This window comes from Actinomadura craniellae, from assembly GCF_003289645.1.
Lineage (GTDB): Bacteria > Actinomycetota > Actinomycetes > Streptosporangiales > Streptosporangiaceae > Actinomadura_D > Actinomadura_D craniellae.
Window position 1 is genome coordinate 588251 of the sequence record NZ_QLYX01000001.1, and the last position, 12982, is coordinate 601232.

The window sequence follows — 12982 nt, forward strand, 5'->3', positions numbered from 1 at the left end:
GCGGGTCGGTGTGATGAGCGGTCCGGAGCGGGGAGACTCCGCGCGGAAGGCCGTACGCATGATCGAGGACGCCGAGTGGGCCGAGAGCGCGGGGCTGGACACGGTGTGGGTCCCGCAGGTCCCGACGGACTTCGACGCGCTGGTGGCCGTGTCCCTGATGGGGGCGCGCACCTCGCGGATCGAACTGGGGACCGCGGTCGTGCCGCTGCAGACGCAGCACCCGATCGCGCTGGCCCGGCAGGCGATGTCCGCGCAAGCCGCCGCGAACGGGCGGCTGGCGCTGGGCGTCGGCCCGTCGCACCACTGGATCGTGCGGGACATGCTCGGCCTGCCGTACGAGCGGCCGGCCGCGTTCACCCGCGACTACCTGGAGGTCATGGACGCCGCGCTGCGCGGCCCGGGCGACGTCGACGTGGAGAACGAGACGTTCACGGTGCACAACCCGCTCGGCCTCGGCCCGGTGGCGCCGCTGCCGGTGCTGCTGGCCGCGCTCGGCCCGGTCATGCTGCGGATCGCCGGCGAGCGGGCGGACGGGACCGTACTGTGGATGGCCGACGAGCGCGCGGTCGCCGAACACGTCGTGCCGCGCATCACCAAGGCGGCCGAGGAGGCGGGCCGCCCGGCGCCGCGCGTCGTCGCCGGCATCCCGGTCTGCCTGTGCCGCCCCGAGGAGGTGGACGCCGCGCGCGCCCGCGCCAACCGCATCCTGGGGGAGGCCGAGGTGTCGCCCAACTACCAGCGGCTGCTGGACTACGGCGACGCCCGGGACGTCGGCGACCTGTGCGCGGCGGGCGACGAGAAGGCGATCCTGGCCCGGATGCGGCGCTTCGCCGACGCCGGGGTCACCGACCTGTCGGTGCGGCTGCTGCCCCTCGGGGAGAACCGGGACGAACTGGTCGCCTCCAAGCTCCGCACCCGCGAGATGATCGCCGCGCTGGCCGCGGAACTGCGGTGACCACCGGGCCCCTGGCGGGAATCCGCATCCTGGAGGTCGGCCACATGCTGGCCGGCCCCTACGCCACGATGATGCTCGCGGACCTCGGCGCCGAGGTCACCAAGATCGAACCACCTGGCGGGGACATCTCCCGCCAGGTGAGCGACGCCTACTTCGCCAGCCTCAACCGCGGCAAGCGCAGCGTCCGCCTCGACCTGACCGCCGAGCCGGGCCGGAACCGCCTGGGCGAACTCGTCGCCGGAGCGCACGCCCTGCTGGTCAACCTGAAACCGTCGGCGATCCACCGGCTCGGCCTCACCTACGACGCCCTCCGGAAGTGGAACGAGCGGATCGTCTGCGTCGCGCTCACCGGCTTCGGCCTGGCGGCGGGCGACGACCCCGCCTTCGACTACGTGGTCCAGGCGGCCACCGGCGTCGCCTCCCTCACCGGCGACCCCGCGGGCCCGCCGACCCTGCCCGGTTACTCCTCGGCCGACAACTCCGCCGGCCTGACCGCCGCGCTCGGCCTGCTCGCCCAGATCGTCTCCGGCCGCGGCGGCCAGGTGGAGGTCTCGCTGCGGGACGTGCTGCTGTCCCAGCTCAACTACCGGGCCTCGGCCTACCTCAACGAGGGGACCGAGCCGCGCCGGCTGCCGTTCGGCGCGCACTCCTACTACGTCCCGGCCCAGCTCTTCCCGACCGCTGAGGGGTACCTGGCGCTGTTCGTCACGCACGACGGCTTCTGGAAGTCCTTCTCCGCCGAGGCGGGCATCGAGGGCTTCCCCACGATGGCCGAGCGCGCGGCGCGGCGCGAGGAGGTCCTGGCCGTCGTCACGCGCGCCCTGGCCACCGACACCGCCGCGGGCTGGGAGTCCCGGCTGCGCCCGCTGGGCGTCCCGGCGGCGGCGGTGCGCACCCTGCCGGAGGCCCTGGAGGCCACCCCGGAGATGGTGGTGCGCGCCGGCGACTTCCGCCTGGTCGCCAACCCCGTCCGGGTGGCCGGATACGCCCCCGACTACCGGCGGCCCCCGCACCTGGGCGAGCACGACGACCCGCCGGGGGCCCTCCAGCGATCCGGTTGAGAATGCTATTCTCTTTTAGCGGCAAGAAGAATCTTGCTCCATGCTACGGCTGTTGTCGGAGCCGGAGGGAGAAAGGGTGAGCGAGCAGATCGCGCTCGTCTTCGAGGAGCGGGAGTACGGCGCGGCCGAGCTGGCGGACCTGGCCGGCGGGCTGGCGGCCGAGCTGGCGCGGCGCGGCGTCCGGGCGGGGGAGCGGGTCGCGCTCATGTCGTCGAACCGGCCCGAGTTCGTGGTGGCGGTCCAGGCGATCTGGCGGCTCGGCGCGGCGGTCGTGCTCTTCAGCCCGGCGTGGAAGCGCGCCGAGGTCGAGCATGCCCTGGCCGTCACCGAGCCGGCGCACGCCGTGGGCGACCATCCGGTGCTGGGCGAGCTGATGCCGATGCTGCACCTGGACGAGCCCGTCACCCCGGAGCAGGGAGCACCTCCCGGCCCTGGCCCCGAGCCCGACCCGGGGGCGGACGCCGTGCTGGTGTTCAGCTCGGGCACCACCGGCCTGCCGAAGGCCGTCCGGCACACGCACGCCTCGTTCCGCGCCGCCGTCCGGCACTGGCGGGACGCGCTGCACCTGACCGGCGCGGACCGCATCCAGATCACCACGCCGCCCGCGCACATCCTCGGCCTGCTCAACATTGTCACCGCACTGGAGACCGGGACGTGGCTGCGGCTGCACCGCCGGTTCGACCTGGCGGCGATGCTGCGGCACATCGAGACCGACCGGATCACCGTGGAGATGGCGGTCGCACCGATCGCGCTGGCGCTGGCGTCCCACCCCGAACTGGAGTCCTACGACCTGTCGTCCCTGCGCTACATCATGTGGGGCGCGACCCCGGTGACGGCGAGCGTCGCCGAGACCGTCACCCGGCGGACCGGGGTCGGCTGGGTGCCCGCCTACGGGGCCAGCGAGCTCCCCGTCATCACCTGCAACCCGATCGACGGGGCCCGCCTGGACAGCGCCGGGCGCGCCGTGCCGGGGGTGACCCTGCGGGTGGTGTCCCTGGAGACCGGGGAGCCGGTCGGGCCGGGGGAGACCGGCGAGATCCAGGCGCGGTCGGACTCGCTGATGGCCGGTTACCTGCCGGCGGAGGCCACGGCAGACGCCGTCGTCGACGGCTGGTACCGGACCGGGGACGTCGGTCACATCGACGCCGGCGGCTGGGTGCGGCTCACCGACCGGTCCAAGGAAATGATCAAGGTGCGCGGCTTCCAGGTCGCGCCCGCCGAGGTCGAGGCCGTCCTGCACGGGCACCCGGCCGTCGCCGACTGCGCGGTGTTCGGAGTCCCCGACCCGGCCGACGGCGAGGCGATCGTCGCGGCCGTCGCGCCGCACGGCCAGGCCGATCCCGACGAGCTCGTCGCGCTGGTCGGCGACCGGCTGGCCTCCTACAAACGGCCGAGCCGGGTGGTGCTCGTCCCCGAGATCCCGCGCCTGCCTTCCGGCAAGGTGCTCCGCCGAGTCCTGAAGGAGCGCCATGGACGCGCGTCTGACAGCTGAACAGCGGGAGCTGCGCACCGCCGCCGCCCGGCTGGCCGCCGACCTCGGCCCCGGCTCCGTCCACGACCTGGACGAGGCCGACCGCGTCGCCCGGCTGGAGAAGGCGGTCGCCGCCACCGGCTGGCGGACCCTGCGGTCCGACGGGGCGTCCGGGGTCGAGGTCGCCCTCGTCACCGAGGAGTTCGCCCGCGGGCTCGTCGACGTCCCCTTCCTGGGGCCGGTGCTCGCCGACGACCTGCGCGCAGGTGGCGACCCGTGGACGATCGCGGTGGGCGCCGAGGCGGTGGACGCCCGGGGGATGGAACGGGCCCTCGCCCTCGACGGCCACCGGGTGCTGGCCGGCCGGGTTGGGGCCGTCGTCCCCGGAGCCGACCTGACCAGGCGGAGCGCGCAGGTGGTCGGCCCGCTCGAACCGGTCGGCGAGATCACTGCCGAGCGCGCCGAGCGGTGGCGGGCGCTGGCGCTGGTCGTCACGTGCGCGGACCTGCTGGGCGCCGCCCGCGGCGCGCACGCGGTCGCCTGCGACTACGCCAAGGTCCGCCGGCAGTACGGCAAGACGATCGGCTCCTACCAGGCGGTGGCCCACCTGCTGGCTGAGGGGCTCGCCCTGATCGAGGGTTCGGTGAGCGTCCTGCGGCACGCGGCCTGGGCCGTCGACGAGCTGACCCCGGCCGAGGCGATCCGGGCCGCCCGGATCGCGAAGCTCTACTGCGCCCGCGCCGCGCGGACCGTCTGCGAGACGGCGGTGCAGGTGCATGGCGGTATCGGCAACACCTGGGAGTGCGTGGTCCACGTGTACCTGCGCCGGGCGCTGGCGTCCGCCGACCTGTTCCCCGCGCGGCTGGAGGAGATCGACCTTGGACTTTCGTGACTCGGCGGAGGAGTCGGCCTTCCGGGAGCGGCTGCGGGCCTGGCTGGCCGAGCGGGCCGGTACCTTCCCGACCTCCGGGGACGACTACTGGAGGCGGCAGGGCGAGTGGCACCGGGCGCTGTACGAGGGCGGGTTCTTCGGGCTGTCGTGGCCGCGTGAGTACGGCGGCCACGAGTTGCCGCCCGTCTACGACGTCATCCTGGACGAGGAGCTGGCGCGCGCCGGTGCGCCGCCCCGGCCCAGCCTCGGCTACCTGGTCCAGGGGCTCGGCCGGCATGGCAGCGAGGAGCTGCGGCGCCGCTTCCTGCCCGGCATGATCAACGGCACCGAGCGCTGGTGTCAGGGGTTCAGCGAGCCCGGTGCCGGGTCGGACCTGGCGTCCCTGACGACGGCGGCCGTCCGCGACGGCGACGGGTACGTCCTGAACGGCCACAAGGTGTGGACCAGCTACTCCGACAGCGCTGACTGGTGCCTCCTGCTGGCCCGCACCGACCCGGACGCGCCCCGCCACAAGGGCATCTCGGCGTTCGTGGTGTCGATGCACCAGCCGGGCATCGAGCAGCGGCCACTGAAGATGATCAGCGGGGTGACCACCGAGTTCGGCCAGGTCCTCTTCGACGGGGCGCGGGTGCCCGCCGACCAGATGGTGGGCGTGCCGGGCGAGGGCTGGGCGCTGGCGATGACGGTCGTCGGGCACGAGCGCGAGCCGTCCACGCTGGGCTTCTCGGCCCGGTACGGCAAGCTCGTCCGCGACCTGGCGTCCCGGGTGGGGGACGCCCCGCCGGCGGAGCTCGCCTGGGCGGCGGTGCAGACCGAGATGCTCCGGCTGCACGTCCGGCGGCGGCTGTCGGAACAGCTCGACGGGATCTCGCACGGTCCCGAGGGTTCGCTGGACAAGCTGCTCATGACCTGGGTCGAGCAGGACGTCGGGCACGCGGCGCTGGCTGTGGGCGGGACCGGCGACCCCGAACTGCTGAACGCCTACCTCTACAGCCGCGCCCAGAGCGTCATGGGCGGCACCTCGCAGATCCAGAAGAACATCATCGCCGCGCGGATCCTCGGATTGGAAACCTGACATGTACGACATGCCGGAGGAGATCGACGTCCGCGCGGAGGGTTCGCTGCGGATCATCACGCTGAACCGCCCCGACGCGCTCAACGCCGTCAACGACGCGCTGCACACCGGGCTGGCGCAGCTGTGGCCGCGGTTGGGCGAGGACCGGGAGGCCCGCGCCGCCGTGCTCACCGGCGCGGGCCGGGCGTTCTCGGCCGGCGGCGACTTCGGCTACCTGGACGAGCTGCGGCGCGACGCCGAACTGCGCGCCCGGACCATCGCGCACGGCCGCGACATCGTGCTCGGCATGGCCCGGTGCCGGGTGCCCGTGGTCGCGGCCGTCAACGGCCCGGCCGTCGGGCTGGGCTGCAGCCTGATCTCGCTCAGCGACATCGTCTACATGGCCGAGTCCGCTTACCTGGCCGACCCGCACGTGCAGGTCGGCCTGGTCGCGGCCGACGGCGGCCCGCTCACCTGGCCGCTGCACACCAGCCTGCACCTGGCCAAGGAGTACGCGCTCACCGGCGCGCGCATCCCGGCCGGGCGCGCCGCCGAGCTCGGGCTGGCCAACCACGTGGTCGCCGACCCGCTGGCCGAGGCCCTGGCGTGCGCGAAGCGGATCGCCGAGCTGCCCCGGCAGGCGGTCGAGAGCACCAAGCGGCTGCTCAACCTGCATCTCGAACGGGCCGTGCTCGCCACCCTCGACTTCGCCAACATCGCCGAGGAACAGTCGTTCCAGACCGACGACTTCCGCGCCATCATCGAGAAGCTCACTGCCGGCAAGGGGTGAAAGAGGGGTCCCGGGAGCGCCTGTCTCCCGGGACCCCGATCATTCCGTTTACTTGGGCGGGAACCGGAGGGCACCGTCGAGACGAATGACTTCGCCGTTGAGATAGTCGTTTTCGCAGATGTGCTGCACAAGGGCCGCGTACTCCGGCGGACGTCCCATCCGCCGCGGGTGCGGGATCCGGGGCCCCCAGAACTCCTCCAGCTGCTCGCCCGCCTGGCCGTAGGCCGGGGTCAGGAAGGTGCCCGGGGCGATCGTGACGACGCGGATGCCGAGCGGGGACAGGTCGCGGGCGGCGACGAGGGTCATCCCCACCACCCCGCCCTTGGCGGCGGCGTAGGGGAGCTGGCCGACCTGGCCCTCGTAGGCCGCGATCGACGAGGTGCCGATGATGACGCCGCGGTCGCCGTCCACCGGTTCCTGGCGGGCGATGGCGGCAGCGGCCAGGCGCATCACGTTGAAGACACCGGTCAGGTAGACCTCGATGGTCGTCCGGAAGCCGGCGAGGTCCAGGGGCTCGCCGTTCTTGTTGATGAGCCGCCCGCCGCTGGCCGGGCCGCCGTGGGCGTCCACGCAGATCCGCAGTGGCCCGGCGGCCGCAGCCTCGGCCATCGCCGCCGTGACGTCGTCCTCGCTGGTGGCATCGGTGCGCAGGTAGCGGATGCCCAGTTCCTGCTCCAGCGCCTTGCCCTTCTCGTCGGCGAGATCGGCGACGACGACCTTCGCTCCGGCGGCGTGCAGGCGGCGGACCGTGGCTTCGCCGAGACCGCCCGCCCCGCCGACCACGATCGCTGAGCTCTCACTGATCTGCATCGACGTTTCCCTCTCTTGCAAGTCAGGATATTTATTAGGAGAATATCATTCTCATGAATATCACCAGGATCCTCGAGATGGCGATCTCGGCCGGCGACCGGGTGGCGGTGACGGCGGGCGGCCGGTCGCTGACCGCCACCGGGCTCCTGCATCTCGCCGGCGCCGCCGCGCACCGGTTCCGGGACCACCCGGCCGTCCTCTACCTGGGCGCCAACCACCTCGCCTACCCCGTCGCCCTGTTCGGCGCGGCCCTGGCGAACGTCCCCTTCGTCCCGCTCAACTACCGGCTCGGCGATCACCAGCTGGACGATCTGCTGGCCCGGCATCCCGGCGCCCTGGTGCTGCGCTCCGACGACCTCGACGCGCTCTGCGCCCCCGCGGACGCCGCCGAACCCACCGGGCCGCCACCGGCCCCGGCCGGGGAGGGGGACGGCGACGCCGTCGCGGCCCTGCTCTACACCAGCGGGACGACCTCCGCCCCCAAGGCCGCGGTGCTCCGGCACCGGCACCTGCTCGCGTACGTGCTGAACACGCTGGACTTCGCGTCGGCCGGGGAGGACGAGGCGGCGCTGGTGGCGCTCCCGCCCTACCACATCGCCGGGATGGCGAACCTGCTGACGAACATCTACACCGGGCGCCGGGTGGTGTACATGGCGGCGTTCGACGCCGGGGAGTGGCTGGAGACCGTCCGGCGGGAGCGGATCACGCACACGCTGCTGGTGCCGACGATGCTGTCACGGATCGTCGCCGAGGTACGCGGCGACGACGCCGGGACACCGACGCTGCGCACCCTCGCCTACGGCGGCGCGCGCACCCCGCGGCCCATCCTGGAACGGGCGTTGCAGGTCTTCCCCGGCGTCGGGTTCGTCAACGCCTACGGGCTGACGGAGACGGCCTCCTCGGTCGCGGTCCTGGGGCCGGGCGACCACCGCAAGTCGCTGGCGTCCGACGACCCGCAGGTGCGGGCCCGGCTCGGCTCGGTGGGCCGCGCGCTACCGGGGATCGAGTTCCAGATCCGCGCCGACGACGGCACGCCGGCCGGCCCGGGGGAGACCGGGCTGGTGTTCGTGCGGGGCGAGCAGATCTCCGGCGAGTACGGCGGGCGGAGCGTCCTGGACGCGGACGGCTGGTTCGCCACCCGGGACCGCGGCCGGCTCGACGCCGGCGGCTACCTGTTCATCGAGGGACGCGCCGACGACACCATCATCCGGGGCGGGGAGAACATCGCCCCCGCCGAGATCGAGGACGTCCTGCTCGCCCACCCCGGGATCGCCGAGGCCGCGGTGCTCGGCCTGCCCGACCCCGAGTGGGGGCAGCGGCTCGTCGCCGTCGTCGTCGGCGCGGGGGACCCCGCCGAGATCCGGCAGTGGGTCAAGGACCGGCTGCGCTCCGCCAAGACCCCCGACACCGTCGTCTTCCGCGCCGAACTGCCCAAGACCGACACCGGAAAGATCCTCCGCCGCGTCCTGCTGGCCGAACTGGAGACCGCCCATGCCTGAAGCAGTCATCGTTTCCGCCCTGCGCACCCCCATCGGCACCGCCTTCAAGGGGACCCTGCGCGACACCACCGCCTTCGACCTGGCCCACCACGTGGTCACCGCCGCGGCCGAGGGCCTCGATCCGGCCCTTGTCGACGACGTGATCCTCGGCGAGGGCCTCTACGGCGGCGGCGTCATCGCCCGACACGCCGCGGTGACCGCCGGCCTCACCTCGGCCCCCGGGCTGGCCCACAACCGGCACTGCGCCGCGGGCCTGGCCGCCGTGCAGGGCGCGGCGGCCGGCGTGCGCGCGGGCATGGACGAACTCGTCATCGCCGGCGGGGTGAACTCGGCCTCCACCTCGCCGCGGTCCAGCTTCCGGGTGGGCGGGGAGTGGGTCGACTCCTGGATGCCGCCCACCCACCCCGACCGGCCGGACGCCCCCAACCGCGACATGTCGATCACCGTGGGCTGGAACGCCGCCGTCAACGCCGGGGTGAGCCGCGTCGAGATGGACGAGTGGGCGCTGCGCTCGCACCGCAACGCCATCCAGGCCATCGACGAGGGCCGCTTCAAGGAGGAGATCGTCCCGATCGAGACCCCGCACGGGCTCTTCGCCGTGGACGAGCACCCGCGCCGCACCACCAGCATGGAGAAGCTGGCCGCGCTGAAGCCGCTGCACCCGGAGATCGAGGGCTTCAGCATCACCGCGGGCAACGCCTGCGGTGCCAACGACGGCGCGGCCGCCCTGGTCGTCGCGAGCGACCGGCTCGGGCTGCCCGCGCTGGCGACCGTCCGGTCGTGGGCGTCCGTGGGCGTCGACCCCGCCGAGACCGGGCTGTCCCCGGTGAAGGCGATCCCCAAGGCGCTGTCCCGGGCCGGGCTGTCGGTCGGCGACGTCGACCTGTTCGAGATCAACGAGGCGTTCGCCTCGGTGCCCGTCGCCGTCATCAGGCTGCTCGGCCTGGACCCGGACCGGGTGAACGTGAGCGGCAGCGGCTGCTCGCTCGGCCACCCGGTCGCCGCCACCGGCGCACGGATGATCGGCACGCTCGTGCACGAGCTGCGCCGGCGCGGCGGCGGCGTCGGCGTCGCCGCGATGTGCGCGGGCGGCGGGATGGGCTCGGCCACGGTCATCGAGGTCCCGGCGCCCTGACCGGCAGTGCCTCCGGTGCCGGCCGGGGCGACCTCCAGCGCCCCGGCCGGCACCGGTTCCCACCCGCGACGGTGCCTGCGACAGTGCTGGTGACGGGGCCGTGACGATGCCCGTGACGATGGAGGAGGCGGCGGTGGACGTTCCGGAGCTGGTCGCCGCGGCGCGTGGCGGGTCCCTCCGCCCGGTCGGCCGGCTGCTGAGCCTGGTGGAGGGCGAGCGCCGCGAGGAGGTGCTGGCGGCCCTCGGCCCCGCACCGGACGCCGTCCGGGTCGTCGGCGTGACGGGCCCGCCCGGCGCCGGCAAGTCGACGACCGTCGCGGCACTCGTCGGGGCGTACCGGGAGCGCGGCCTGCGGGTGGCGGTGCTGGCGGTCGACCCGTCCTCGCCCTACAGCGGCGGCGCGCTGCTCGGCGACCGGATCCGGATGGCCGCGCACACGACCGACCCCGGGGTGCTCATCCGCTCCCTGGCGACCCGCGGGCATCTGGGCGGGCTCGCCGCGGCGGTCCCCGCGGCCGTCCAGGTGCTCGCCGCCCTCCGCTACGACCTGATCCTGCTGGAGACGGTGGGCGTGGGGCAGTCCGAGATCGAGATCGCCGCCGTCGCTGACCCCACCGTCGTCATCCTCGCGCCCGGGGCGGGCGACGCCGTCCAGGCCGCCAAGGCGGGGCTGCTGGAGGTCGCCGACCTGCTGGTCGTCAACAAGGCGGACCGGGACGGCGCCGCCCAGACGGTCCGCGACCTGCGGATCGAGACCGGTGCCCAAATCCTCACCCTCGTCGCGCCCCAGGGCGAGGGGCTGCCCGAGCTGGTCGAGGCGATCGACGCCCACCACCGCGCCGACACCCCCGCCCGCCGGGCCGCCCGCGCCCGGGCGCAGATCCTCTCCCTGGCGCAGACCCGGCTGCGCGCCCACCCCGGTCTCGCCGCCCTGGCCGCCGACGTCGCCGCCGGCCGCTGCGACCCCTACACCGCGGCCGACCTCCTCGTCCGCCCGCCCGGGGCCGCCGGCTGACCGGCGGCCCCGGAACGGCCGGTCACTGCTGGAAGCGGAGCATCGCCTCCTGGGCGTAGGAGGCCACCAGGGAGCCGTCCTCGGTGAGGACGTCGCCGCGGCCGAAGCCGCGGCCGTGCGCCAGCAGCGGGCCGTGCTGGCGCAGCAGCAGCCACCCGTCGGTGCGGAAGGGCCGGTGGAACCAGAGGGTGTGCGAGGTGACGGCGGAGGCGAACGCCGTGCCCGCGTCCCGCTGGGAGATCCCGTCGAGGGGGAGCAGCGCCGTGCCGATGAGGGTGAGGTCGGTCGCGTAGGCGGCCAGCGCCGGGGCCAGTTCCGGGGCGGCCGACGGCATGCGCATCCAGAGGTCGAGCTCGGGCGATTCGGGCTTGGGGGAGTCCAGGTCCACGGTCGACCGGGTCTCCCAGGGCAGCAGGTCGAAGCGCACGCGGTGCTCCGCCCCGGGCACGGCGGGAGCCGGCGGGACGGTCTGCCGGTCGAGCCCGTCCTCGGCGGAATGCATGGACACCGAGGCCGTGGCCACGACGCCGGACGACTGCCGGGCGGTGATCGTCAGCGCCGCGAAGGTGCCGCCCTCGTGGTGGCGCGCCACCTCGTAGCGGACGGGTTCGTCGGACCGGCCCGCCCGCGGGAACAGCACGTGCAGGGACTTGACGCCCTTGTCCGGGCAGGTGAGGGCGGCGGCCCGGGCGAACTGGGCCAGCAGCTGCCCGCCGAACAGCCGGTGGTAGGTCAGCTTCTGGTTGCTCCCCTCGAAGGTCGTGGTCTCGCCGTCGTCCGACCGGTGCAGGTCGAGGCAGGCCAGCAGGTCGTTCCAGAGGTCGGTCACAGGTGCTCCCGGGGTGGACTGAGTGCTCATCCGAGCATGGCGACGATCTGGGGCAGGTCAACCGAGGTGCGGATCCCCGGGGCCGCCGCGCAGACGTAGGGCACGGCGTTGACGGCGCGGTGCGCCGTGTACCCGGGCGAGGTGGCGCCCATCCGTTCGAGGGGCACCGCGAAGCGCAGGTCCACGTCGAGCGGGGCGTCGCCCTCGACCGCGATGTGCCAGCCGGTGTCGCGGACGTCCCACGCGGGTTCGAGGTCGGTGATGCAGTACCACAGGGCGCGGAAGCGCAGCACCGCCCGGCCGTTGCGCAGGCCCGACACCGTCATCCGCTGCGCCGCCACGGTGCCGGCCTCCAGCGTGCCGGCGGCGATGCGGGTCGTCTCGCGCGCGGTCGCGACCTCCCCGGACGCCTCCACGGCGTCCAGCGGCATCGACAGCGCGTCGGCGAGGAGTCGCAGTGACGGGCCGAAGCTGATCCGCCCGTGGGCCAGCCGGCGCTCGTCGAGCTCGGCGGGGGGCTTCCCGAAGCCCATGATGTCGAAGAGCAGCCCGGGCGAGTCGCGCCGCGAGAGGTCGGCGAACTCGCTGATCGTCAGCCGGTCGAGCCGCCGCTGGATCGACGTCAGCACCAGCGGGACGGCCTCGGTGATGAACCCGGGGCTGCTCCCGGTGCTGTGGACCGAGGTGCCGCCGCGCTCGCAGGCGGCCTCGACCCGCTTGCGGATCTCGGGGTCCATGCTGTCCGGGCGGTGGAACTCGCCCCGGGTGGTGACGACGTTCGCGCCCGACTCCAGCAGCCGGCACACCTCGTCGAAGTCGCACGCGGCCGGCATGTACAGGACGCAGTCGGCGCCGAGCGCCAGGATCTCGTCGATGTTCCGGGTCGCGACGACGCCGGTCCGGGCGTACCCGCACAGCTCGCCGGCGTCTTTGCCCGCCTTGTCGGGCGAGTGGACGTACACCCCCGCCAGGGTCAGGTTCGGGTGCTCGATGACGGCCCGCATCGCGCGGGTGCCGATGTTCCCGGTGGCCCACTGGACGACCCGGGGGCTCACGGAGCCACCGGCGGCCGGGATCCGTCGAGACGTGCCTTGCTCATGGAAGTACTCCTCGCTCTCGGTGAGGAGAACGCTATTCTTCCAAGGTGAGACGGTCAATACCGCCCAGTCTTCCCCACGGACGGCCAGGCCAGGCCGGAGCGGCCTGTTCGGCGCCCTCCGTTGAGATCACGACTTTCCTGTCCGCCTGCTCATACTTCCTATGGATGCATGGTTGATTCTCGCAGAACGAAAAGCTAGTTTCCTCTCACCGAGAGGAGTGCGCCAAGCGAGATCTGCCAGCCCACCGGCCGGCTCAAGTCCCTGTTCGGCGTCCCGGGCCCACCGGCCCGAGCCCGCCCGAATCCGCCGTTCGGACCGTGGAGAACCCGCCCGGTCCCGACCGCCCCGCGCCGGGGCGTCACCTGATCCAC

At 73.8% G+C, this 12982-nt stretch carries 12 protein-coding genes; 9 read left to right on the forward strand and 3 right to left on the reverse strand.

Annotated features, from left to right (window positions below; genetic code table 11):
- Window positions 1–13: 13 nt before the first annotated feature.
- The 6 genes from DPM19_RS02610 to DPM19_RS02635 all read left to right on the forward strand — a co-directional run bounded on the left by DPM19_RS02610 (window position 14) and on the right by DPM19_RS02635 (window position 6223).
- Window positions 14–955, forward strand: a complete 942-nt coding sequence (locus DPM19_RS02610) for an LLM class F420-dependent oxidoreductase (RefSeq protein WP_267900860.1) — start codon at window positions 14–16, stop codon at window positions 953–955.
- Window positions 952–2016 carry a CaiB/BaiF CoA transferase family protein gene (locus DPM19_RS02615; RefSeq protein WP_111863128.1) on the forward strand — a complete coding sequence of 355 codons (1065 nt, stop codon included), beginning with the start codon at window positions 952–954 and terminating at the stop codon, window positions 2014–2016. Before DPM19_RS02610 ends, DPM19_RS02615 begins: the two co-directional genes overlap by 4 nt.
- A 76-nt stretch (window positions 2017–2092) precedes the next feature.
- The gene (locus DPM19_RS02620; RefSeq protein WP_111863129.1) at window positions 2093–3508 is read left to right on the forward strand and encodes a class I adenylate-forming enzyme family protein; all 1416 of its coding nucleotides are present in this window, start codon (window positions 2093–2095) and stop codon (window positions 3506–3508) included.
- Window positions 3486–4379: an acyl-CoA dehydrogenase family protein gene (locus DPM19_RS02625; RefSeq protein ID WP_111863354.1), complete on the forward strand. Its 894-nt coding sequence runs from the start codon at window positions 3486–3488 to the stop codon at window positions 4377–4379. Before DPM19_RS02620 ends, DPM19_RS02625 begins: the two co-directional genes overlap by 23 nt.
- The gene (locus DPM19_RS02630) at window positions 4366–5454 is read left to right on the forward strand and encodes an acyl-CoA dehydrogenase family protein (protein WP_111863130.1); all 1089 of its coding nucleotides are present in this window, start codon (window positions 4366–4368) and stop codon (window positions 5452–5454) included. Before DPM19_RS02625 ends, DPM19_RS02630 begins: the two co-directional genes overlap by 14 nt.
- Before the next feature lies 1 nt (window position 5455).
- Entirely contained in the window at window positions 5456–6223 is a 768-nt protein-coding gene (locus DPM19_RS02635) for an enoyl-CoA hydratase/isomerase family protein (RefSeq protein ID WP_111863131.1), read from the forward strand.
- Between the two features lie 48 nt (window positions 6224–6271).
- Here DPM19_RS02635 and DPM19_RS02640 read toward each other — a convergent pair whose 3' ends face one another.
- Window positions 6272–7033, reverse strand: coding sequence for an SDR family oxidoreductase (locus tag DPM19_RS02640; protein ID WP_111863132.1), 762 nt, complete (start codon window positions 7031–7033; stop codon window positions 6272–6274).
- 53 nt (window positions 7034–7086) lie between these two features.
- On the opposite strand from DPM19_RS02640, the gene DPM19_RS02645 reads away from it, so the two are divergent.
- The 3 genes from DPM19_RS02645 (at window position 7087) to meaB (ending at window position 10682) form a co-directional block, all read left to right on the forward strand.
- Complete coding sequence (locus DPM19_RS02645) at window positions 7087–8532, forward strand: class I adenylate-forming enzyme family protein (RefSeq protein WP_111863133.1); 1446 nt, start codon at window positions 7087–7089, stop codon at window positions 8530–8532.
- Window positions 8525–9667: a thiolase family protein gene (locus DPM19_RS02650; protein ID WP_111863134.1), complete on the forward strand. Its 1143-nt coding sequence runs from the start codon at window positions 8525–8527 to the stop codon at window positions 9665–9667. Before DPM19_RS02645 ends, DPM19_RS02650 begins: the two co-directional genes overlap by 8 nt.
- Window positions 9668–9773: 106 nt before the next feature.
- On the forward strand, window positions 9774–10682 hold the full coding sequence (gene meaB / locus DPM19_RS02655; protein WP_325050191.1) for a methylmalonyl Co-A mutase-associated GTPase MeaB: 909 nt from the start codon (window positions 9774–9776) through the stop codon (window positions 10680–10682).
- Window positions 10683–10704: 22 nt separating this feature from the next.
- Here meaB and DPM19_RS02660 read toward each other — a convergent pair whose 3' ends face one another.
- Entirely contained in the window at window positions 10705–11511 is an 807-nt protein-coding gene (locus tag DPM19_RS02660; protein WP_111863136.1) for an acyl-CoA thioesterase, read from the reverse strand.
- Between the two features lie 26 nt (window positions 11512–11537).
- Complete coding sequence (locus DPM19_RS02665; protein ID WP_199484790.1) at window positions 11538–12566, reverse strand: NAD(P)H-dependent amine dehydrogenase family protein; 1029 nt, start codon at window positions 12564–12566, stop codon at window positions 11538–11540.
- Window positions 12567–12982: the final 416 nt, after the last annotated feature.

Coding starts and splice junctions, on each gene's coding strand:
- DPM19_RS02610 (WP_267900860.1), top strand. CDS start 14: ATGAGCGGTCCGGAGCGGGGAGACTCCGCGCGGAAGGCCGTACGCATG.
- DPM19_RS02625 (WP_111863354.1), top strand. CDS start 3,486: ATGGACGCGCGTCTGACAGCTGAACAGCGGGAGCTGCGCACCGCCGCC.
- DPM19_RS02635 (WP_111863131.1), top strand. CDS start 5,456: ATGTACGACATGCCGGAGGAGATCGACGTCCGCGCGGAGGGTTCGCTG.
- DPM19_RS02640 (WP_111863132.1), bottom strand. CDS start 7,033: ATGCAGATCAGTGAGAGCTCAGCGATCGTGGTCGGCGGGGCGGGCGGT.
- DPM19_RS02645 (WP_111863133.1), top strand. CDS start 7,087: ATGAATATCACCAGGATCCTCGAGATGGCGATCTCGGCCGGCGACCGG.
- DPM19_RS02650 (WP_111863134.1), top strand. CDS start 8,525: ATGCCTGAAGCAGTCATCGTTTCCGCCCTGCGCACCCCCATCGGCACC.
- meaB (WP_325050191.1), top strand. CDS start 9,774: ATGCCCGTGACGATGGAGGAGGCGGCGGTGGACGTTCCGGAGCTGGTC.